At 57.6% G+C, this 21,047-nt stretch carries 20 protein-coding genes; 15 read left to right on the forward strand and 5 right to left on the reverse strand.

Annotated elements, in window-relative coordinates:
- Positions 1–5 precede the first annotated feature (5 nt).
- From ACYQ6M_RS12030 to cydX, 8 genes are all read left to right on the forward strand, one after another.
- The gene (locus ACYQ6M_RS12030; RefSeq protein WP_077293079.1) at positions 6–1,505 is read left to right on the forward strand and encodes a CoA-acylating methylmalonate-semialdehyde dehydrogenase; all 1,500 of its coding nucleotides are present in this window, start codon (positions 6–8) and stop codon (positions 1,503–1,505) included.
- 122 nt (positions 1,506–1,627) lie between these two features.
- Positions 1,628–2,071 carry a methyltransferase family protein gene (locus ACYQ6M_RS12035; protein WP_460074022.1) on the forward strand — a complete coding sequence of 148 codons (444 nt, stop codon included), beginning with the start codon at positions 1,628–1,630 and terminating at the stop codon, positions 2,069–2,071.
- 2 nt (positions 2,072–2,073) lie between these two features.
- Entirely contained in the window at positions 2,074–2,664 is a 591-nt protein-coding gene (locus ACYQ6M_RS12040) for a TetR/AcrR family transcriptional regulator (protein ID WP_460074024.1), read from the forward strand.
- A 304-nt stretch (positions 2,665–2,968) separates the two neighbouring features.
- Positions 2,969–4,777, forward strand: a complete 1,809-nt coding sequence (gene cydD, locus ACYQ6M_RS12045) for a thiol reductant ABC exporter subunit CydD (protein ID WP_460074027.1) — start codon at positions 2,969–2,971, stop codon at positions 4,775–4,777.
- Entirely contained in the window at positions 4,774–6,480 is a 1,707-nt protein-coding gene (gene cydC / locus ACYQ6M_RS12050; protein WP_460074030.1) for a thiol reductant ABC exporter subunit CydC, read from the forward strand. Before cydD ends, cydC begins: the two co-directional genes overlap by 4 nt.
- A gap of 346 nt (positions 6,481–6,826) precedes the next feature.
- Positions 6,827–8,431: a cytochrome ubiquinol oxidase subunit I gene (locus ACYQ6M_RS12055; RefSeq protein WP_055653799.1), complete on the forward strand. Its 1,605-nt coding sequence runs from the start codon at positions 6,827–6,829 to the stop codon at positions 8,429–8,431.
- A gap of 6 nt (positions 8,432–8,437) precedes the next feature.
- Entirely contained in the window at positions 8,438–9,595 is a 1,158-nt protein-coding gene (cydB, locus tag ACYQ6M_RS12060; protein WP_296600638.1) for a cytochrome d ubiquinol oxidase subunit II, read from the forward strand.
- Positions 9,596–9,607: 12 nt separating this feature from the next.
- Entirely contained in the window at positions 9,608–9,727 is a 120-nt protein-coding gene (gene cydX / locus ACYQ6M_RS12065; RefSeq protein WP_031270783.1) for a cytochrome bd-I oxidase subunit CydX, read from the forward strand.
- Between the two features lie 84 nt (positions 9,728–9,811).
- On the opposite strand, the gene ACYQ6M_RS12070 is transcribed toward cydX, so the two are convergent.
- On the reverse strand, positions 9,812–10,354 hold the full coding sequence (locus ACYQ6M_RS12070) for a peroxiredoxin (RefSeq protein ID WP_055653804.1): 543 nt from the start codon (positions 10,352–10,354) through the stop codon (positions 9,812–9,814).
- A gap of 433 nt (positions 10,355–10,787) precedes the next feature.
- Here ACYQ6M_RS12070 and ACYQ6M_RS12075 point away from each other — a divergent pair, with 433 nt between their 5' ends.
- Genes ACYQ6M_RS12075 through ACYQ6M_RS12085 form a run of 3 tightly spaced genes read left to right on the forward strand, consistent with a single transcriptional unit; the run spans position 10,788 to position 13,908 of the window.
- Positions 10,788–11,261 carry a TRAP transporter small permease subunit gene (locus ACYQ6M_RS12075; protein WP_208984142.1) on the forward strand — a complete coding sequence of 158 codons (474 nt, stop codon included), beginning with the start codon at positions 10,788–10,790 and terminating at the stop codon, positions 11,259–11,261.
- Positions 11,258–12,823 (forward strand): TRAP transporter large permease, encoded by a 1,566-nt coding sequence (locus ACYQ6M_RS12080; protein ID WP_460074036.1) that lies wholly within the window; start codon positions 11,258–11,260, stop codon positions 12,821–12,823. Before ACYQ6M_RS12075 ends, ACYQ6M_RS12080 begins: the two co-directional genes overlap by 4 nt.
- A 20-nt stretch (positions 12,824–12,843) precedes the next feature.
- Positions 12,844–13,908 (forward strand): TRAP transporter substrate-binding protein, encoded by a 1,065-nt coding sequence (locus tag ACYQ6M_RS12085; RefSeq protein ID WP_460074039.1) that lies wholly within the window; start codon positions 12,844–12,846, stop codon positions 13,906–13,908.
- A 42-nt stretch (positions 13,909–13,950) separates the two neighbouring features.
- Here the strand turns inward: ACYQ6M_RS12085 and ACYQ6M_RS12090 are convergent, their stop codons facing one another.
- Complete coding sequence (locus tag ACYQ6M_RS12090) at positions 13,951–14,832, reverse strand: DMT family transporter (RefSeq protein WP_062488972.1); 882 nt, start codon at positions 14,830–14,832, stop codon at positions 13,951–13,953.
- A 222-nt stretch (positions 14,833–15,054) separates the two neighbouring features.
- On the opposite strand from ACYQ6M_RS12090, the gene ACYQ6M_RS12095 reads away from it, so the two are divergent.
- Positions 15,055–15,885: a peptidoglycan-binding domain-containing protein gene (locus ACYQ6M_RS12095; RefSeq protein ID WP_460074042.1), complete on the forward strand. Its 831-nt coding sequence runs from the start codon at positions 15,055–15,057 to the stop codon at positions 15,883–15,885.
- Between the two features lie 98 nt (positions 15,886–15,983).
- Positions 15,984–16,337: a cupin domain-containing protein gene (locus ACYQ6M_RS12100; RefSeq protein ID WP_460074045.1), complete on the forward strand. Its 354-nt coding sequence runs from the start codon at positions 15,984–15,986 to the stop codon at positions 16,335–16,337.
- Positions 16,338–16,563: 226 nt separating this feature from the next.
- On the opposite strand, the gene ACYQ6M_RS12105 is transcribed toward ACYQ6M_RS12100, so the two are convergent.
- The 3 genes from ACYQ6M_RS12105 to ACYQ6M_RS12115 all read right to left on the reverse strand — a co-directional run bounded on the left by ACYQ6M_RS12105 (position 16,564) and on the right by ACYQ6M_RS12115 (position 18,549).
- Positions 16,564–16,740 carry a hypothetical protein gene (locus tag ACYQ6M_RS12105; RefSeq protein WP_023004113.1) on the reverse strand — a complete coding sequence of 59 codons (177 nt, stop codon included), beginning with the start codon at positions 16,738–16,740 and terminating at the stop codon, positions 16,564–16,566.
- A complete protein-coding gene (locus ACYQ6M_RS12110) occupies positions 16,740–17,318 on the reverse strand; it encodes a YcjF family protein (protein ID WP_023004114.1) in 579 nt (192 codons plus the stop codon). Before ACYQ6M_RS12110 ends, ACYQ6M_RS12105 begins: the two co-directional genes overlap by 1 nt.
- Before the next feature lie 100 nt (positions 17,319–17,418).
- The gene (locus ACYQ6M_RS12115; protein WP_055653814.1) at positions 17,419–18,549 is read right to left on the reverse strand and encodes a prohibitin family protein; all 1,131 of its coding nucleotides are present in this window, start codon (positions 18,547–18,549) and stop codon (positions 17,419–17,421) included.
- 281 nt (positions 18,550–18,830) lie between these two features.
- Here ACYQ6M_RS12115 and ACYQ6M_RS12120 point away from each other — a divergent pair, with 281 nt between their 5' ends.
- Both ACYQ6M_RS12120 and ACYQ6M_RS12125 read left to right on the forward strand, forming a co-directional pair.
- Entirely contained in the window at positions 18,831–19,502 is a 672-nt protein-coding gene (locus tag ACYQ6M_RS12120; protein ID WP_460074049.1) for a class I SAM-dependent methyltransferase, read from the forward strand.
- Between the two features lie 173 nt (positions 19,503–19,675).
- Entirely contained in the window at positions 19,676–21,046 is a 1,371-nt protein-coding gene (locus tag ACYQ6M_RS12125) for an NtaA/DmoA family FMN-dependent monooxygenase (protein WP_460074051.1), read from the forward strand.
- The last annotated feature ends 1 nt before the right edge of the window (position 21,047 follow it).

Consider the following 21,047-nt stretch of genomic DNA (forward strand, 5'->3'; position numbering starts at 1 on the left):
GCGACATGCGGAAGATCGGTCATTTTATCGGCGGCAAGCACGTGGAGGGAACCTCCGGCCGCTTTGCAGACGTCTACAACCCGGCAACCGGTGAAGTCGAGGCGCAGGTCGCCCTGGCCAGCCAGGCCGAGATGGACGCGGCAATTGCCAATGCTGCTGCCGCACAGCCTGCCTGGGCTGCCACCAATCCGCAGCGTCGCGCTCGCGTGATGATGAAGTTCGTAGATCTTCTCAACCGCGACATGGACAAGCTGGCAGAAGCTCTTTCCCGCGAACACGGCAAAACGATTCCGGACGCCAAGGGCGACGTTATCCGCGGTCTGGAAGTCGCCGAGTTCTGCATTGGTGCGCCGCATCTCCTGAAGGGTGAATTCACCGAAGGCGCCGGTCCTGGCATCGACATGTACTCCATGCGCCAGCCGCTTGGCGTCGTTGCCGGCATCACGCCGTTCAACTTCCCGGCCATGATCCCGATGTGGAAATTCTGCCCGGCGATCGCTTGTGGCAACGCCTTCATTCTGAAGCCGTCCGAACGCGATCCGTCCGTGCCGATCATGCTTGCTGAACTGATGATCGAAGCCGGTCTGCCGGAAGGTGTTCTGAACGTCGTCAACGGCGACAAGAGCGCGGTCGATGCAATCCTGGACGATGAAACCATCCAGGCTGTCGGCTTCGTCGGTTCCACGCCGATTGCCCAGTATGTTTATGCCCGTGCAACTGCATCCGGCAAACGCGCCCAGTGTTTCGGTGGCGCAAAGAACCACATGATCATCATGCCGGATGCGGACCTTGATCAGGCAGCCGATGCTCTGATCGGTGCCGGTTACGGTGCGGCAGGCGAGCGTTGCATGGCTGTTTCTGTTGCCGTGCCGGTTGGCGAAAGCACCGCAAACGCACTGATCGAGAAGCTTGCGCCGAAGGTGGAAGCACTGAAGATCGGGCCGTACACGGCCGGCAACGACGTCGACTTCGGTCCGCTGGTGACCAAGGAAGCGCTTGCCCGCGTCAAGGGGCTCGTCGACCAGGGCATCAAGGAAGGTGCGAAGCTGGTTGTCGATGGCCGCGATTTCTCCATGCAGGGCTATGAGAACGGCTTCTTCATGGGCGGCTGTCTGTTCGACAACGTCACCAAGGACATGGACATCTACAAGACCGAAATCTTCGGTCCGGTCCTGTCCGTGGTTCGCGCAGAGACCTACGAAGAAGCTCTCGATCTGCCGCTCAGCCACGAATACGGCAACGGCACTGCGATCTTCACCCGTGACGGCGACACCGCCCGCGACTTCGCGTCCCGCATCAACATCGGCATGGTTGGCATCAACGTGCCGATCCCGGTACCGCTCGCCTACCACACCTTCGGCGGCTGGAAGAAGTCCGGCTTCGGCGATCTCAACCAGCATGGTCCGGACGGGTTCAAGTTCTACACCCGCACCAAGACCGTGACCTCCCGCTGGCCGTCAGGTCTGAAGGACGGGGCCGAGTTCGTGATCCCGACGATGAAGTAATTCCTCCCGGAGCAAGTCCGGTCTGGCGCTCCCGGTTTCGCCTGGAGCGCCTCTTTTTTGTCTTGTAAAATGATAAAAGATAAATTTTATTATTTATTATTACATGCGTGTGGAGACCTCTCATGCCTCAGATAATTCCGCCTGTTCTCTTCGGCCTGTTCCTGTTGTTGATGGTCCCGGTTACGGTCTTGTGTCCCGGTTCGCCCATGCTTCCTGCACCGTTCCAGTGGGCTGGTTTGGCAGTCGTTGCTCTGGGATTGTTTTTCCTCAAAAAGGGGCATGGCACGTTCCTTTCGCAAGAAACGGAAATCCATACGTTCCGGCAGCCAACCCGCTTGGTCACCTCCGGCATCTACGCGCTTTCGCGCAATCCGATGTATCTTGGGTTTTTGTGGGTGCTGCTCGGGGTTGCTGTCTGCACCAACGAAGCATTGAACGTCCTTTTCGCAATCGTCTTTTTTCTGGCCGCGCAGTTTTGGTATATCCCGATTGAGGAGCGGAAAGCCGAGAAGACGTTTGGCCAGCCTTACCTGGACTACAGAAAAAGTGTGAGGTGCTGGCTTTAGAAATGGCAAGACCGAAGGTTGAAAACACCGAAATCCGGGAGAGCCTGCTGCAGGCTGCGGAACACCGCTTGCGGCGGCAAGGTTCTCCGCGTTTTTCCGTGACTGATCTGGCGGCCGATTGTCGGATGTCGCAATCGAATGTCTACCGGTTTTTTCCCAACAAGGCGGCTCTCATGGCAGGCTTGGCGGAACGCTGGTTCGCAGACGTGGAAGTTGCGCTTCAGGTGGAAATATCAGCAGCGGAAAGCTGGCAATCGAAATTGGCGGCTTTTGTCAGGGGGCAGCTCGTAATCAAGTCAGAAAGGTTTGACGACGATCCGGACCTGTTCCGGGCCTATCTTACTCTGGCTGGAGAGCATCCCGAACCTGTCACCATGCATGTGAGCAGATTACGGAAAATGCTGGAAGGGATCCTCGGCGCCGTATTTGAAGGACGCGAACTGAAAAGGGCGTGCGAATTGGTTGAAGACGCAACGCAACTGTTCAGGGACCCGTTTCTGATTGCCCGCCTTAGGCCAACGTGCACGGAAGAACGCGCCGAAGCGGTTCTCGCCGCGGTGCTTTCCGAATTGGAACATCGTCTCGTGCGATAGCTGTCACCGCGAACCTCCGCTAAGGGCACTGGCTGTTGGACACAGCAGCTGCCTTTTTCGGGCATTTGTTGGAAACAAGGCCTGCACAAAGCTGTCTTCTGGAGTTTCAGGAGATAATTTCATGAACGAAGATCTCACAAGCGTCCTGAAAACCTCTTGTCAGGATTGTGCATCCGGTGAAAGAAAATAGGCATCTGCTGGCGCAGTACTGCGCCGATACCGGTCGCCCTTGCATGGCATTCCCATTGCCACCGTGGCAATCTGCCTCTTGAATTTGAGCGGGCGGGGCGACACTAAACGGCTGATGACAATAAAAAGGGAAAAGATCGGGACGGTGCTTGAGGGTGAGGGGCAGGACAGCGGAGCAGCAGCTGCTTTCGGCTGGCCGGACAAAGGAGAAAGCCGCAGCCTGAAACGGGCTGGTCGGCTTCTGGCCGTATCCGATCTGCTGTGGATTGCACAGGCCGGATTGATTTCCTGGGCGCTCGGATCTCTCCCCATGATGTTTTCCGCCGCGGATGACGGCCAGGTTATCGAAGGCGATCTGACAAGCTTGGCCTTCCAGGCTGCCGCCGGCATCGCACTGGTTGCTGTGTTGAGAGTGTTTCTGCAAAACCGAGCCGGAACGGTTGCCCGGCAAACTGCCCGTGCAATCCAGAGCAGGGCACGTGCAGAGCTGCTTTCCGTTGCCGCCAGAACGTCGCCGTCTGCAGAATTCCCATCTTCCGGTGCCTTTGCCGCCCATGTTACCGAACAGGTCGACCTGCTCGGACCGTACTATCGGAATTTCGAACCTCAGAAGGTTCGGCTTCGTCTTGTGCCTCTCGGGATCGTTGCCGCCACTGCCGTGTTCAGTTGGGTCGGCGCGCTGATCCTGGTTGTCTGCGGGCCGCTCATTCCTGTTTTCATGGCGTTGATTGGTATGCGTGCCAAGGCTGCGAGCGAGACGCAACAGGAAGAACTGGTGCGGCTGAGCGGCAGTCTGCTGGACAGGATCAGGGGTCTGGAAACACTGACCTTGTTTGGCGCAATCGAGCGTACCCAGCGGCAAATCGCTGACGCGGGCGAACGGTTCAGAACCGGCACCATGCGCGTCCTGAAGATCGCATTTCTCTCCTCAACCGTTCTGGAACTCTTTTCCGCACTCGGAATAGCCTTCTGCGCGGTCTATGTGGGGTTCTCGCTACTGGGTGAAATCCAGGCTGGAACCTGGGGCGAGCCCCTGACCTTTGCGCAGGGCCTGTTCATTCTGCTGCTCGCACCGGAGTTCTTTGCCCCCTTGCGTGCCTACGCGGCAGCCTATCATGACAGGGCAGGCGGACTTGCCGCGCGGAAGAAGCTGGCGACACTTTTCCCGTCGCAGGACACCCCCGGAAACCCTAAGCGCGCTGAACGATCAGACGAGCCGGTCGGTTCCATTTCACTTTCAGGCCCGCCCGCTATTCAGTTCAGGTCTGTCGGCATTTCCCATGATGAGCGCTGTGTTTTCAAGGAGTTCGATCTGAGGATTGAGCCGGATGAAACGCTTTTGGTCGAAGGGCCGAGCGGCAGCGGCAAGACCACACTGATTGACGGGATACTGGGCTTCCAGCAGCCTGATTCTGGCGAAATTCAGGTGAACGACCTTGCTGCAACCGCGATTGCACCGTTACTACGTCGAAAGGTTATATGGCTCGGCCAGTCGCCCAGGCTGTTCCACGGCAGTCTCAAGGCCAACCTCCTGAGAGCTGTTGATACATCTGCAGCGGTTACGGAGAACGATCTCTGGCAAGCCCTTAGCCTTGCCGGGGCCGAAGCGCTCGTCCAGCGCCTGCCTCGTGGTCTGGAAACACCTTTGGGAGAAGACGGTTTCGGCCTCTCGGTTGGGGAGATCCGGCGGGTGGCTCTCGCGAGGGCGGCAATGCGCAAGGATGCTGTCCTGCTGCTGGCGGACGAACCGACAGCCTCGCTGGATGAAGAAACGGCAGCAGATGTCATCGAGGGATTGCGGAAACTTTGCGATGGCCGGACCGCCGTGATCGCCACACACGACCCGGCCCTTCGAAAAATCGCCTCGCGGCGGATTGACCTGAAGGCGCTCGGCATCCTCGCCGAAGGGGAGGTGTTCGCGTGAGGTCTGTCTGGCATATCATTCGCACCCAGCACCGGTACGACAGCTTTCATTTCTGGCTTGGCATTCTCGTGGCATTACTGCCTGCGGCTGCCGGGCTTCTTCTGCTTGGCGTTTCCGGCTGGTTCATCACCGCCGCGGCTATTGCGGGTTTGAGTGGCGCGTTCTTGAACATTTTTGCGCCAAGCGCGCTCATTCGCGCTTTTGCGATTGTCCGTACCGCCGGCCGTTACGGTGAAAGGGTCCTGACACATGACGCCACGTTTCGGTTTCTGACCGGGTTCAGAAACCGGCTGTTTGCGGCGATGGCACCTAAGACAAACGACGGTCAGCGATCCGGATTGCTGCTCAATCGTCTGACACTCGACGTTGCTGTCCTCGATACGGTTTATTTGCGTCTGGTAGTTCCTCTGGTGCTGTCGCTGGTTGTTGCTGTCTCGTTGCTTCTGGTCTGGAGCAGCGTATCGCCGCTTTTGTTGCTTACCGGTGCAGTCTTCGTTTTGGCCTGGCTCGGGCTCGCGGTCTGGACCTTTGCTCGGTCCGACACCAAAACCGCCCGCCGCTCTGACGCGGCGCTGGATGCCATGCGGCTTCGAGCTGCGGATCTGGCAGCAGGCCGGCGGGATCTTGCGATTTACGGCGGTCTGGAAGCGGCGGCCGACTCGGTCCTTGTCGCCGACACGCGATTGGCGGAAGCCCAGGAGGTTGAGGATCACCGTACCAGTAAGCTGACAGCGAGTTCCACGCTCCTTGGACAGCTGTTTCTTGCCGTCATGCTTCTTGTCTGTCTGCACGAAGTCGGGAATGGCGCGCTGACGGCGGCTTTCAGCGTCGGTCTGATACTGGTGGTGATGGGGCTTCCGGAAATATTTTCGATGAGCTTGCCCGGCCTTTCCAGACTGCCTCGCGTCGCGTTGGCAGCTGGTCGGATCATGCACTTGATGCGTCGCCCCGATGAGGTCGAACCTTCGCAGAGCCTTTCCGTACCAGAGACTGGACGCCAAGGCGCCGTGCCGGCGCTCGCTTTTGCGGACGTCAGTTTTGGCTATCCCGGTGCTGACAGAAGCGTTCTGGAGGGGCTCTCCTTTCACCTCGATCAGGGCGAAATTCTCGCATTGGCAGGGCGCAGCGGTTGCGGCAAATCGACGATTGGGGCATTGGCCGCTCGGTTACGAAAGCCAGGGCAGGGGAAGATACTTCTGGGTGGGCTTGAAATCGACCGTATCTGCGAGAAAGAGCTACGCCGCAAGGTTACCGTCATTGGGCAAAAGGCCTATCTCTTCAACGAGACCGTTGCCGAGAACCTGCGTGTTGCAAACCCGGATGCTGGCGACACGGAACTTTGGCGTGCGCTTGAACAAGCGGCGCTTGCTGAACGTATTTCTGAAAATCCGGAAGGCCTGCAGACCATTCTCGGTGAGGGGGGACTCGGACTGTCCGGTGGAGAGCAGAGGCGTCTTGCCCTGGCGCGTGCCTTTCTGACGCGGCCGGCCCTGTTTGTTCTGGACGAGATGACCGAGGGACTGGACGCTGCAACCGCTGCGGATGTTCTGGACCGGTTTTTGTCCTACCGCGGCGATGCGGCTGTGCTGATGATTGCGCACCGTCGACAGGAGTTGGAGCGGGCAGACCGCGTGCTGGATCTGACGGCACCATGCGGCAGCGGCATTCGGTCGCCGGAAATAATTCTTTCCGAATTTCAATGAGTTCTCCCGCAGTTTTCCGCATCTTGAGGTTGCCGCGACCTAACTGTCGCATTGACCTTGGGGGGGCGGTGGGCCACGATCAGGCCATAGGAAGACTCGTTTTCCAAGCCGGTTCATTGACGGGATTGGCGGCCGCAATCCGCATTCACTGTGAAGTTGATTGCCGTTGCCGGATCGGGACGAAAACCGGGTTTTCAATCAAGATCGACACAGGCCCGGTCTCCTCCGACAGGGCATTTACCCGTCGATCGTCCTGATGTGCAGACGTGCCTGTTGCGGTTCGATAGAACCTTTGACACGACTGCCGAAATGCTCGGGCCTCTCCGGTCCGTAAAGGGGGAATACGATGGAACTGAACGTCGTTGACCTGTCCCGGCTGCAATTTGCCATGACAGCGCTCTACCACTTCCTGTTTGTGCCTTTGACCATCGGCCTGTCAATCCTGCTGGCCACCATGGAAACAGTCTATGTGATGACCGGCCGAGAGGTCTGGAAACGCATGGTCAAGTTCTGGGGCACGTTGTTCGGGATCAACTTCGTCCTGGGGGTCGCTACCGGTCTGACGATGGAGTTCCAGTTCGGCATGAACTGGGCCTACTTTAGTCAGTATGTCGGCGATGTCTTTGGTGCGCCTCTGGCGATCGAGGGCCTGATGGCTTTCTTTCTGGAAGCCACATTCGTTGGGCTGTTCTTCTTCGGCTGGGACAGGCTTTCCAAGCGCCAGCATCTGGCAGCCACCTGGGCCGTCGCGATTGGAACAAACCTGTCGGCACTCTGGATCCTGATCGCCAACGGCTGGATGCAACACCCTGTCGGGTCCGCATTCAACCCCGACACCATGCGCATGGAAGTCACCAGTTTCTATGAAGTGCTGTTCAATCCGGTGGCCCAGGCCAAGTTTGTGCACACTGTGTCTGCAGGTTACGTCACCGCATCCATGTTCGTTCTGGGTATCTCTGCCTGGTACATGCTGAAAGGCCGTCATATTCCGATCGCCAAACGATCCATGGCCATCGCGTCCGCCTTCGGCTTTGCATCTGCACTTTCGGTTGTCGTTCTTGGGGATGAAAGCGGCTATGAGGCCAACCTGAACCAGAAGATGAAACTGGCGACGATCGAAGCCATGTGGGAGACCGAGCCGGCTCCGGCCTCGTTCAACGTGATTGCCTGGGCGGATATGGAGAAGCGGGAGAACGTCTTTGCCATCGAAGTTCCCTATGTCATGGGCCTGATCGCAACGCGTTCCCTCGACACGATCATTCCCGGCATCAAGGATCTGGTTGAGCGGACAAAGGACCGCATCCGGCAGGGTGCCATAGCCTGGGATGCGCTGCAGAAAATCCGGCAGGATCCGGCAAATGCAAGTGCGGATGTCCGCGAGACCTTCCTGCAGAACGAGAACTCGCTTGGGTACGCCTATTTGCTGCTGCCGTTCACGGACAATCCGATGGAAGCGACCACCGCTCAGGTGGACGCTGCCGCCTGGTCCACCGTGCCGGAAGTCATGCCGATGTTCTATTCCTTCCGGATCATGGTGGCGTGCGGCTTCTTCTTCATCCTGATGACCACGGTATTCTTCTACTATTCGTCGTCCGGACGGCTGGACGTTCTCAGAGAAAAGCGTCGTTGGCTGCTGCATGTCGCAGTCTGGTCGATCCCGTTGCCGTGGATCGCCTGCGAAATGGGCTGGTTCGTCGCCGAGTATGGCCGTCAGCCCTGGATCATCGAAAGTATGTTGCCGACCTCTGCCGGTGTCTCGAGCCTTAGCGTGACCGAGGTCCTGCTGACGCTTGCCGGCTTTGTTGCACTCTACAGCACGCTTCTGGTGATCGAGATCACGCTGATGATCAAATACATCAAGATCGGCCCTGAAGACGGCGAGAACCCGGATGCAGTTCCAGCCGCGCCAAAGCAGCCGGTCCCGGCCGCAGCCTCTGTACCAGCGGAGTAATCGAAAATGATCCTCTATGAAATGATCGACTACTCCATCCTGAAGATGATCTGGTGGCTGCTGCTCGGCGTCCTTCTGATCGGCTTTGCCGTGATGGATGGTTTCGACATGGGTGTGGGCGCGATGCTGCCCTTTGTTGCCGAGACAGATATCGAACGGCGTGTCGTCATCAACACCATCGGCCCGACCTGGGAAGGAAACCAGGTTTGGTTCATCCTGGGGGGCGGGGCGATCTTTGCTGCCTGGCCGCCACTCTATGCCATCAGCTTCTCGGGGTTCTATCTGGCGATGTTCGTGGTACTGGCCGCGATGATCCTGAGGCCGGTGGCCTTCAAGTATCGGTCCAAGCGGCCGGATCCCTCCTGGCGCAACGCCTGGGACTGGGCACTGTTCACGGGGTCTTTCGTGCCGGCGCTTGTCTTCGGTGTTGCCGTCGGCAATGTGTTGCTCGGGGTCCCGTTCTCGCTCGATAACGATCTGCGCATGACATACGAAGGGTCGTTCTTCGCTCTGTTCTCGCCGTTCTCACTGCTGTGCGGGCTGTTGTCGGTGACGATGCTCGTCACGCACGGGTCTGTCTGGCTGGTGATGCGGGCGTCAGGTGATATTGCTGCGCGCGCCCGGCGGTTCGGCACGGTAACGGCAGGCCTCAGCATCGCTCTGTTCGCTCTAGGCGGGTATCTCGTTGCCAGCGGCTATGTGGAAGGTTTCCGCATTACATCCGAAGTCGATCCGAACATGGCGGCCAATCCACTGGCAAAGCAGGCGATCACCGAAGGTGGGGCGTGGATGTACAACTACACAGTCCACCCCATCCTCTGGCTGGCCCCCGGTCTCGGGTTCCTTGGCCTGTTCGGAACGCTCGTGCTTTTGCAGACACGTTTCGAAATGCCGATCTTCCTCTTCTCGAAGCTGGCGATTTTCGGGATCATCTCGACAGTCGGTGTCTCGATGTTCCCGTTCATCCTGCCATCATCGATACAGCCCGAAGCCAGCCTGACGGTTTGGGACGCATCTTCCAGCCACCGGACCTTGTTCAACATGCTGGTGGCGACGCTCATCTTCCTGCCGATCATCCTTGTCTACACCGCTTGGGTGTACAAGGTCCTGTGGGGCAAGGTGGATGAAGAAACCATCGAACGTGACAACCACAGCGCTTACTGAGGAGACTGCAACATGTGGTATTTTGCCTGGGTCCTCGGAATGCCTTTGGCCTGCGCCATGGCGATCCTGAACGCGATGTGGCTGGAGCTGAGGTCGGAGGACGAACGCCGCCGTCTGGAAGGCCGCAAGTAGTTCCGGCTTTTCTGGAAATCGTGTTGGAAAATGAAAAAGCCCCGGATTGCTCCGGGGCTTTTTGCTGGACCAGTTCCTGGTGGATCAGGCGGCCTGCACTTTTGCAGCGCGCAGCTTTTCCAGGATGTTCTGCGGCGAGGAAACGCCGTAAGGATCGCTTTCGCAGTTGTCGGAGAAGCCTTCTTCTTCGAACCACTGCTCGACGATGCCGTCATTGATGACCGCACCATAGCGCCAGGAGCGCATGCCGAACCCGAGATTGTCCTTGGCAACCAGCATGCCCATCTTGCGGGTGAACTCGCCGGATCCATCCGGAATAACCTTGACGTTTTCGACGCCCTGGGCCTTTGCCCAGGCATTCATCACGAAAGCGTCGTTGACGGAGATGCAGTAGATTTCATCAACGCCTTCAGCCTTGAACTCTTCAAACAGCTTTTCGAAATCCGGAAGCTGATAGGTGGAGCAGGTCGGAGTGAATGCGCCTGGAAGCGAAAACAGAACGACCTTCTTGCCCTTGAAGTAGTCGTCGCTGGTCTTGTCTTCCCAGCGGAACGGGTTCGGACCTTCAATGGATTCATCACGGACGCGGGTGCGGAAGGTAACGAACGGAACTTTTTTGCTGAGCATCGCAAACTCCAGAAATTGAATGGTTGCAAACTGTCCAGAGCGCCGAAATCGTGCCTTGCCCGCGGGAGGAGAACCGGGCAGGGCACAAGCGCCCTGAAAGTGGAGGAGAAGTTCGGCCTAGCCCATTTGCTGCAATGCCGCAATCCATTTTGCTCCGCAATAGACAAGAAGCCTGTGCGAAGCACTCAATCGAGGCGATATGCCGCTGGTCGGCAATTCCAGGGGCACGGTTGGCGGACTTCTGTGGGTGGTCCGCCTTTTCCGGAAAAAGCACTCAAATCATTGTATACACGCTCAATTTCGGTCATTAAGCTGACCACGTCCCGTGCGGTTCGCCTTTGGCGCAATGCGGGGCTGAGGAGGAGGCTCCAGAAGGTCGGGTCTTGACGCCGTGACCAGAGCGAAATGCGACTTCCAGCAGCAAGAGTGATGAATGCGTAGGGTCTTTCGGGCGGTACACATGCTTTGCATGGGGTTTGCCGCGATCGTCTTTTTCGGCCAGCTGGCCATGGTGCTCATGCGCTATCTGCTTGGCTTCGGTCTTCTGGAAATCCAGGACGCGGTCAACTACGCTTTTGCAGCCCTCGTGGCCCTTTCTGTCGCCGTTTCCTTCGATGCAGACAAGCACGTGCGGGTCGATGTATTTCGCCAGAACTGGAGCGAGCGGACAAACCGGCGTATCGACTGGCTTGGAGACCTCCTGCTCGCGCTGCCGGTATTTGCGATCATGCTCTGGACGGCATTCCCGCTCGTCAAAAGCTCCTGGGCGATATTGGAAGGCTCTCCGGAAACCGGCGGTCTGCCCGGCCTGTTTCTGGTCAAGACCTGTCTGGTGATCCTGCCTGCGCTGGTGGTGATCTACATTCTTCAAAAGCTATTTGGCGCGATGCGACGGAAATTTTCATGACTGCCGATATCATCTGGCTCATCATTCTGGCCCTTTCCGTATTTGCCTGTATTCTTTCCGGCGTGCCGGTCCTGCTTGCAATCGCCGGCGCACCGACGATTGTCGCGCTGGTCGCCGCCGCCACCGGGCATTTTGACCTCGTGTTCTTCCAGGCTGTTCCCCAGCGCGTTTATGGCGTGATGACAAATCCGCTCCTGTTGGCGGTGCCGCTTTTCGTGCTGATGGGGTTGCTTCTTGAAAAGTCGCGCCAGGCAGAGCGGATGTTGCAGAGCTTGACGGCCGCAATGGGCGGGCAGCAGTCCGCTCTGGCGCTTTCTGTGGTTCTGGTGAGCGCACTCATTGCCGCCTCGACAGGTATCATCGGGGCAACCATCGTCATGCTGGGCACGATCACACTCCCGGCTCTGTTGGCCGCGGGCGTGAACAAGCACATGAGCAGTGGCCTCATTTGCGCCAGCGGCACGCTCGGTCAGATCATTCCGCCGTCGATCGTTCTGATCCTCCTGGGAGATCAGGTATCCAATGCCTACTTCGAAGCGCAGCAGGAAGCCGGCAACTTCGCGCCCGACCCGGTCACGGTGGGGGATCTCTTTGCCGGTGCGCTGATCCCGGGGCTGCTCCTCGTCGCGCTATATGCGGCATACGTCCTGCTGCGACTGCGCCGGGCCTCTCCGAAAGGACAGGAAGCTAAGACCCCGACACCAAAGCCTCGCGTGTCAGGCCGGGAGTTATTCCGGGATATCGCGCCCACGCTCGGGTTGATCATCGCCGTGCTCGGCAGCATCCTGATTGGCATTGCAACGCCAACGGAAGCCGCAAGTGTCGGTGTCGCAGGGGCTGTCCTGATCGCGGCTGCAGGAAGCGACGGCAAGGTGGCGCGTGTTGCCATGGCCTGCGCTGCCTTTTCTATTCTGCTGTTGATCCTGCGCAGGCTCGGTCTGTTCGGTCTGGAGTTTGAAGGAGGCCGGATCAGCTGGACGACACTGACGATCGTCTCCGTCGTTATGACGGCCGCTGCCCTTGTCATGCTGGCCATCGCAGCAGCTTCTCTGATCCGGGGAGGCGTACTCGTGCCCGCGCTGCGGGAAACCGTCACCATCACCGGAATGATCTTCGGCATCGTGATTGCTGCCAGCATCCTGTCGCTCGTGTTCCGAGGGTTCAACGGTGATGAACATGTGGCCGAGTTGCTGCACGCCTTGCCGGGCGGCGCTTATGGCATGTTGTTGCTGACAATGCTGGTGATCTTCCTGCTCGGATTCATTCTGGAATTCGTGGAGATCATTTTCATTGTTGTTCCGATTGTCGGGCCGATTATCCTGCAAAGCGACATAAGCCCGGTCTGGTTTGCGGTCCTGATTGCGCTTAACCTGCAAACTTCGTTCTTGACGCCACCATTCGGGTTTGCGCTTTTCTATTTTCGATCGGTTGCACCGGCGGATATCCGCACTTCTGACATTTATGTTTCGGTGATCCCGTTTGTCGCCATCCAGCTTCTGGCGCTCGGTCTGGTCGCCGCCTTTCCGGCTCTGGCAACCCTGTTGCCGGACGTCCTGTTTTGAACTTCGAGGGAGACACAAGCATGAAAAGACGTGATTTTCTGAAGGCTGGTGCCGTCGCCGCACCTGCCAGCCTGCTGGCAGCACCGGCAATTGCGCAAGGCAAGATCGAATGGAAGCTGCCGACCTCCTTTCCGGCGAAGGCGCCGGGTGTCGGCACCAACGTGACAGCCTTTGCCGACCGCGTGGCTGCAATGTCCGATGGACAGCTGACTTTCAAGGTCTATTCCAGTGGTGAGCTCGTACCGCCGTTCGGTGTTGAAGATGCCGTGGAGCAGGGCACTGCCGAGATCGGTCATTCGACGCCTTATTATGCCGCGTCCAAGAACACCGCCATGCACTTCTTCTCTGCAGTTCCTTTCGGCATGACCGCGGTCGAAACAACCGCCTGGCTTCGCTATGGCGGCGGACAGGACCTGTGGGACAGCCTTTATGAAGAACGCGGCCTCAAGCCGTTTTATTCCGGCAGTTCGGGCGTGCAGGCGGCCGGCTGGTTCAAGAACCCGGTGGAAAGCCTCAACGATCTTGCCGGCCTCAATATGCGCATTGCCGGTCTGGGCGGTGAAGCCATGCGCAAGCTCGGCGTCAACGCTGTCCTGCTGCCGCCTCCGGAAATCTTCCCGGCCTTCCAGTCCGGCGCCATCGATGCGGCCGAGTGGGTTGGTCCCATGCTGGACCAGGCATTCGGCCTGCAGAAGGTTGCCAACTACTGCTATGTTCCGGCCTTCCACGAGCCGTCAGCCGCGCTGGAAATCGTCGTCAACAAGGAGGCCTACGACAGCTTGCCGGCGAACCTTCAGGCAATCATCGCCTATGCTGCGGAAGCGGCTTCCGTCGAGACCACCGCACAGTTCGATTATTACAACGCGGTTTCCATGAAGAAACTGAAGGAAGACGGCGTTACATTTGCCAACTTCCCGGATGATGTCCTGGCTGCGCTAAAGACGGCTGTTGCGGAAGTGATGGCGGAAAACGCTGCCGCCAATCCGAAGTTTGCCGAAGTGCAGAAAAGCTATGACGCGTTCCTCGAGCTTGCCAAGGACTACGCGGCACTGGTGAAGGCAACCACTTTCACCCAGCGCATGTAAGCTGAGTTGATCCTGCCGGTGGCATGGGCCACCGGCGGGGCTTCAGGTTTCCAGCTGCCTTTCGCGCAGGACGATGGCGATGCCGCTCGCGATGATGATCGCGGCACCGACATAAGTCGCAATGTCGGGAATTTCACCCCACAAGAGCCAGCCGAGCAGGGTCGCCCACAAGAGCGCGGTATAATCGAATGGCGCGACAACGGCCGCCGGGGCAAAGCGGAAGGCCTGTGTCATCAGGGTGATACCGGCCGTGCCGAATAGCGCGATGCCAAGAAACAGCCAGATGTCCTCCGCGCGTGGCTGCACCCAGACGAAGGGCATCGCAAGGGCACTCATGATTGCGCCGGCCCCCACCAGATAAAGCATCAGGGTCCAGACACTCTCGCGCGGGTCGACAAGGCGGGCGCTGAGCATGAGCGCGGCATAGAAGAAAGCCGTTGCGATTGGGAGGAGCGATGCTGCCTGGAAAGTGCCTGAACCCGGACGGACAACCACCAGAACGCCCAGAAATCCCACGAGCACTGCCGTCCATCGACGCCAGCCCACTTGCTCTCGCAAGACCAGGGCGGAAAGCGCTGTCACAAAAACAGGCATGACAAAAATCAGCGCTGTTGCTTCGGCGAGGCCAAGAAGGCTCAGCCCGGTGAAAAACAGCGTGGCGGCGCAGAGCCACAACACTCCGCGCAGAAGATGGGCTGCCGGGCGGTGCGAGATCAAGGCAGATCTTCCACCCATTTTCAGTGCGATCAGAACCGCAATCGGAAGCGCGATCAAATTGCGCAGAAACAGGATCTGGATGGGGCTGTAATCAGCCGTCAGTGTTTTGGCAATGGCGTCGTTGAGGCATAGGCACACGACACCTGCACACATCATTCCGATTCCGGTGGTCACCTGATTGCGACCGCCGGTCATGGCCGTTTCCATTCCCTTGTCTCCCTGGTTTTGGCGCAGTGAAGCATCGGGGCAGGCAGGGCGGCAAGGCACGATTTCACGAAATCAGGCCTGTCCGGACACCAGGAGAAACTGGAATACGGAAATTGCTGATGCCGCTACGTAATTCGTTTCGGGGCGATAGTGTTTTGCGGTAAGATGCAATCATCGATTGTTTTCGATGTTCCCAGGTCCACTGTCCGGAAGCCCCATCCCATGGCATTGACGTCTCCCTATTTCCGCAACGTGCCGCAGCTCACCGCAGCGTCCACCAACAGCCCTTGGCTCGGCAGCGGGTCGAGCGGTCATGGAGTGCATCTGGTTCAGTTCGGGTTGATTGACCTGGGGTTTCCCATGCCAAAATCCGTTGGTGGAACGGGGCTCAGTCCGGATGGGGTCTACGGCAGTGAAACCGTGCAAAAGGTCAAGGAGTTCCAGCGTTCAACGCATGGTGGAGCCCCGATCAAGGACGACGGGGCCGTCGGACGAAATACCATGGCCAAGCTGGACCGGGCGCTCGCGTCCTTCACTCACAAGGTTCGGGTGCACATCTTTGTCGTGGTGACGCCAGATGCTCCGGTGGCAACTGCGGAAACGACTGCGAAGGAGCTTTACGGACATTACGGTATCAACTTCGAGGTTACTTCCATCCAGTCGCTGGCATTGACCGCTGCCGAGGAGACGGAGTTTTCGCAGCATGGCCTCTTGTTTGCCCGGATGAAGGAACTTGCCGAGGCGCATACGTCCGTCAGGATCCGTCCGAATGAAATCATGGTGTTCTACATCCGTCGCTTCAATCCTGACACGGATCTGGCCCTGTCCAAGGCCAACCACACGGGTGCTGTTACCCGAATCAAGAAGAACGCGGATGCCAGCACACTTGCCCATGAGGTCGCCCATAATCTGCGCGACAGTCCACGGGGTGTGAGCGAGCATGTGGCGCACAAGCAGAATATCCTGGCGACGCTGCCCCGGACCACGCCCTTTGTGCTGAGTTTCGAACAGATTCAGCAGATGCGGCGCAACATTCGGCTGTTGCGGGCGTGATGCAGGATAATTGAAGGCCAAGGTCATCTGGTCAGCATCGTTACCGGAGGCTAGCATCCGGCAGTTCAAACTGATCCATCTTTGACAGAGAGACCCGCATGCACGCCTTCCTGCCGTTCAATCTAGACGACATCGTTCCCGAACAAGATGCGCCAGCACCGGAAAAGGTTATTGCGGGCGATCCTAAGTTTACCACCTGGTTGGTTGAAACGACGGACAACGAGACCCTGTTCTCGGGCGTATGGGAAGCAACACCGGGAGCCTGGAAAATCTCTTATGACGAATGGGAGTTCTGTTCGATCCTTTCCGGCAGGTCGGTGCTGACCGACAAGGACGGCATCACCCGGGAAATTGGCCCCGGAGACAGCTTTGTCCTGCAGCCCGGTTTCTCCGGAACCTGGGAAGTCCTTGAAACCACTCGCAAGCTTTTTGTGATCCGCCTGCCGTCTTGACGATCGGGCATTCCAGGAGCTGAGCAACGTGACTTTTCAGGATTAGCCGCGAACGCATATGAGCACGTACCCTGACCTCTCGGAGTTCGGTAAGGTCAGGGTAGATTGCAGCGCTATTGTTTGGGGTACCTCAACAGCATCGTGCTGCTCGCAACCTGATGAGGCTTTTGACGCAGCTGAAGAGAAACCGGGAACGGTGTTACCCGGTTTGCATTTTTCGGTCAGATTACTTCTGCGACTGAAAACCGGCAGGTTCTGTCAGCAAAAGGATGACGAACACCAGAACGGGTGTCAGCACCACGCTTGCCAGGAAGCAGCCGAAGGAACCAAGCCGTGTGTCCCGACCGCGGTAACCGACCAGGACACACAAGAGCAGATAGATGACCAGTGGTGCGACAAACATCAGGCGGCTTCCGACTTCTCTTCCGCGATGTCTTCGCCCTTCTTCACCATCTTCTTGAAATGCTCCTTGTAGGCAGCCGCGTCGAAACTCAGGAAATCTCCACCGGTTTCAAAATGCTGCTGGAACACCTTGCCGACGGCAAAGGTGAAGGCACCAAGCGTTGCGCCTGATCCGACGATACCGAGCGCAGTGCCGAGCACGGGAATGGTTTTCATGAAGCTGGTGGCGATAAAGGTTCCCGCACCGACACCGCCGAGACTTCCCAGAAGCGTGGTTACTGCAGTTCTTGCGCGATTTTCCGAGAATGGCACGTCATAGACGGCTGCCAGCTTGCGGATGAGGTTGAGCTGCGTTCCGATTGCGGCGACGAGATCGAAGATCGGAACTGGAATGAGGCCGGTACCTGTACCGACGATGACATGGTCCCGAATGATCTTTTCGGCTGCCAGCGTGCGTTCTTCCGGGGTCAGCGGAGCACTTTCGGTCTGAGCCTTGCCGTCTGCCAGCTTTTCAGCTGCATCAACAGTGTCCTCAGCTTCTGATTTTGCGGAACTTGTGCGAGTGGACTTCGTTGTCATTTCACAGTTTCCTTCCTTCAGCGTCGCAGCTCCCCGCTGCTTACTCTACGTGAGCGTAGCTTGAGTGCGGTCCGATTTCAATCTTACAATCAGCGCGGTATCAATTGTCAGTTTGCGGCTTTTCCGTGTTTTGATCATACGAAGCAGGCGCGGTCTCACCTGACGTCGTGCTTTCGCTTGATGTACTGTCGCCGTTCGAATTTTCGTCAGGCCTCAGCTGTGTCTCCTGATCCTGAGATGTATCTGCCTCTGCTGTAGGAGCGTTCGGGAAAAGCTGTGGCAGGTTATCAAAATCAGGCAGTCGGTAGCGCTGCGGATTAACCGGAGCGGGCGCTGGTAAATTCGGCTGGTTTGCAATGTCGCTGCCCAGGATGAGCGGAAGCTGATCTTTCCCGCCACCGACGATCACGATCTTGCTGTTGTTGGACTTGGACAGTTCGACGGTCGCTTCAATTCCGCGCCAGGTCAGCAGTTGCGGCGTCAGGGCATCTGCAACAATCGAGTAGAATGTCTGGTAGCCGATGGCGTCGATCCGCTTGCGTTCCGCTTCCTTGCGGGCCTGCTCCAGCACGTATTCATAGGCGAGGGCGTTCTGTTCCTCGGTCAGCTTACGTGAAATCGCCTGATTGATTTCCTTCGGCAGTTCGATCCGGCGAATGATAACCTGGTCGAAGACGATGAGATCCTGATTGTTGGCTTCAATGGTCTCCATGACTTCCTTTTCGAGGCGCGTCATGTCGACCTGATAAAGCTCATGAGGGTCGTATTTGCCGATCACCGAGCGAACCGCTTCCACGGCGGTCGGGCGGACGAAACGGTCGGCGTATTCCGGCCCGATCGCCCGGTGCAGTTTGCCGGCATTATCCGCCTTCGGGTAATACAGAACCGAAATATCGGATGTGATGCGCAAGCCGTCCGCTGCCAGGCCGTGGACCGTTTCATCCTGTTTCTGGATGCGGACTTCGTACCGGTAGATGCGGTTCCACGGCCATTTGATGTTGATGCCTTCGGGATAAACAAACCTGGTTTCGGTGCCGACGGTGAGGGTTCTGAACAGGACGCCGACTTCACCCGGCCCGATGACAAAGAACGTCAGCGGCCACAAGACAATCGAGACGAAACCGAGCAGCAGCAGATAGGCGATGGCCTTGTCGGTCCGGCTCATCCTGTGGATCTTGCGCGGCTTCTTTTTCGGCTTACCAACTTCGACGTCGTCTTCCGCAACGCTCATTCAGCGCTCCCAGGAATTGAAACGGCTCCGCAGCTCGTTAAGGTGACCTAGCGGCCAAGAAACGCATAAAAACAAGAACTCTCAATGCTTTCCGAGCAGTCTTGTCTGCGTCAATTGCAGCACAGTTGCAAGAAAACAACTCTGTGGCAAGCGTGTTTCTTGAGCTAGGCAAGAGCCAAAGAATTTGCTTAAGTTGTGTTGTGTAGCGTTGCGTCACTACAACGTATGGTTAATTTCACGGTTTGTGAAACCAAGATCGAAACAGACTATGGGAGTGGTGAGTGTCAGCCAGCACAGGGTCATTCAGTTTCGATCGCAAGGACCTTAGCCGGTTCCTTTTCGACCTTTACGATTATGAGCCAAGGCTCTTGCGCAAGCTGATCTCCGCCAGGCCCTACGTCTGCCCATTCGAAGAGATGGAGCGGCATGTTCCAGCAAATGCAAAGGTTCTGGATGTAGGCTGCGGTAATGGCGCGTTGCTGGCGATTCTGCTGGCATCCGGAAGGATAAGCGAAGCAACCGGCTGCGATGTCCACGAAGGCGCTCTTGCCTCGGCCCGCAAGGCAGCGGGGAGAACGGGGCACTCAGCGGACGTATCCTTCCTGCGAATTGGCAGCTTCGCGGAGCTGCCGGAGGACTGCTTCGATGTGGTGACCATGGTCGACGTGCTGCACCATGTTGCCGAACCTGAACGGAAGACGGCTGTTGAAGAGGCGATCAAACGGGTCGGTCCCGCAGGAGTGTTCCTTTTCAAGGATATGGTCGAAGCACCTTTCTGGCGCCGCCTGGCCCACAATATCGATGACCTGATTTTTTCCGGTGAATGGGTCAAGCAGGTGAAAACCGCAGAAGTTGAGAAGCAGGTAAGGGCTGCGGGCTTTGAACTGGTCGAGAGTCTCGAAATACCAAGGGTCTTTTACGGCAACACCCTGAGGGTTTTTCGAAAAATTTAGTAAACGTCGAAAAGAGATATGTTGAACGACGAATGTGAATAAAAATTAACTTATCTTCTGCGAAAAATTCGTGAATTGTTTTTTATTGCCGTTAGGTCATGAGAATGAAAAGTGAGTAGGTAGCTAATTTAAACGATCGATTACTTTGCTTAAAACCGGTCCTGGGGGGTGATTTGAGTTCTGGTGTTGCAAATCGTCATATGTTTCTGGCCGGGTATATTCTGGTGCCTGGAAGCCATTTCGCCGGCATGTGGCGCCACCCGTACAGCGAAACGGATTTCTGTGATCCCGATCTCTTCAAGGATACGGCGGTCACGTTGGAACGGGGCGGGTTCGATCTCGCATTCATTCCAGAATCGCTCAGCGTGACAACCGGACTGAACGACAACTACGAAACCTTCTTGAAGTATGGAGCGGTTGGTGCCATCCGCCATGACCCGAACCTGCTGGTTTCCCTCATGGCCTCGGTAACGAAGTCGCTCGGTTTTACGGTCACGCTTTCGACGACCTACATGGAACCTTATCATCTGGCCCGTACGCTCAGTACGCTGGACCATTTCAGCAGGGGCCGGATCTCGTGGAATGTCGTAACCTCCGCTGGTCCGAGCAACGGGCACAATTTCGGTCATTTCCCAAAGCTCATTTCTCCCGAAGCCTATGACAGGGCGGAAGAGATCCTGGAGATCTGCCGCAAGCTCTGGAAGTCCTGGGAACCGGACGCGCTGGTAAGCGACAAGGCGTCCGGGCTTTACGCGGACACCGGCAAGATCCATCCCATTGATCACGAAGGCGAACGCTTCAAACTTCGAGGTCCCTTGTCACTTCCCGCGGGACCGGACGGTGAACCGATCCTGATGAGTGTCGGCGTTTCTCCGCGGGGTCGTGATTTTTCCGCCAAGTGGGTTGATGTCGTTTTCGCCATTCAGGCAGATGCCGAGGGCATGTCGGAACTGCGTGCCGATGTTCGCCGCCGGGCTGCAGAGATGGGGCGCGACCCGGAGAAGATATTCCTGCTGACGGCGGTGCAGCCTGTGATCGGTGAAACCGAAGCCATTGCAAAAGCGCGGGCCGAATATCTGGACGAGCTGATCCATCCGGATGTCGCCATCGCCTTTCTGTCGGGCATGATCGGCGTCGACGCGACAGGGTTCGATCCTGATACGCCAATCGACGAAGTGTTGGAAAGCGCCGGCAAGTCGCCAAACAAGGCGGCTGTCGATGGTGGAGCCGCATTCCCATGGTTGGAGAGGATCCGGGAAGAGGACAGGGGAAGGCTCTGGACGCTTCATGACATCGCCATTCGGATGGCACGCAGCACCTCGACGCCGCGTCTTGTCGGAACGCCGGAACAGGTGGCCGATCAGCTTGAGAGCTATTTTACAAGCGGCGCTTGCGATGGCTTCGTGATTACCCCGACCCACTTTCCCGGAAGCTTTGACGAGTTTTCACGGTCTGTCGTGCCAATTCTCCGCCAACGAGGGCACATACGGCCGGCGGGGCACGAACCTTTGACACTCAGGCAGCGCCTCGGGCTGCAAGGCTGAC

This window comes from Roseibium sp. ROS1, assembly GCF_054658215.1.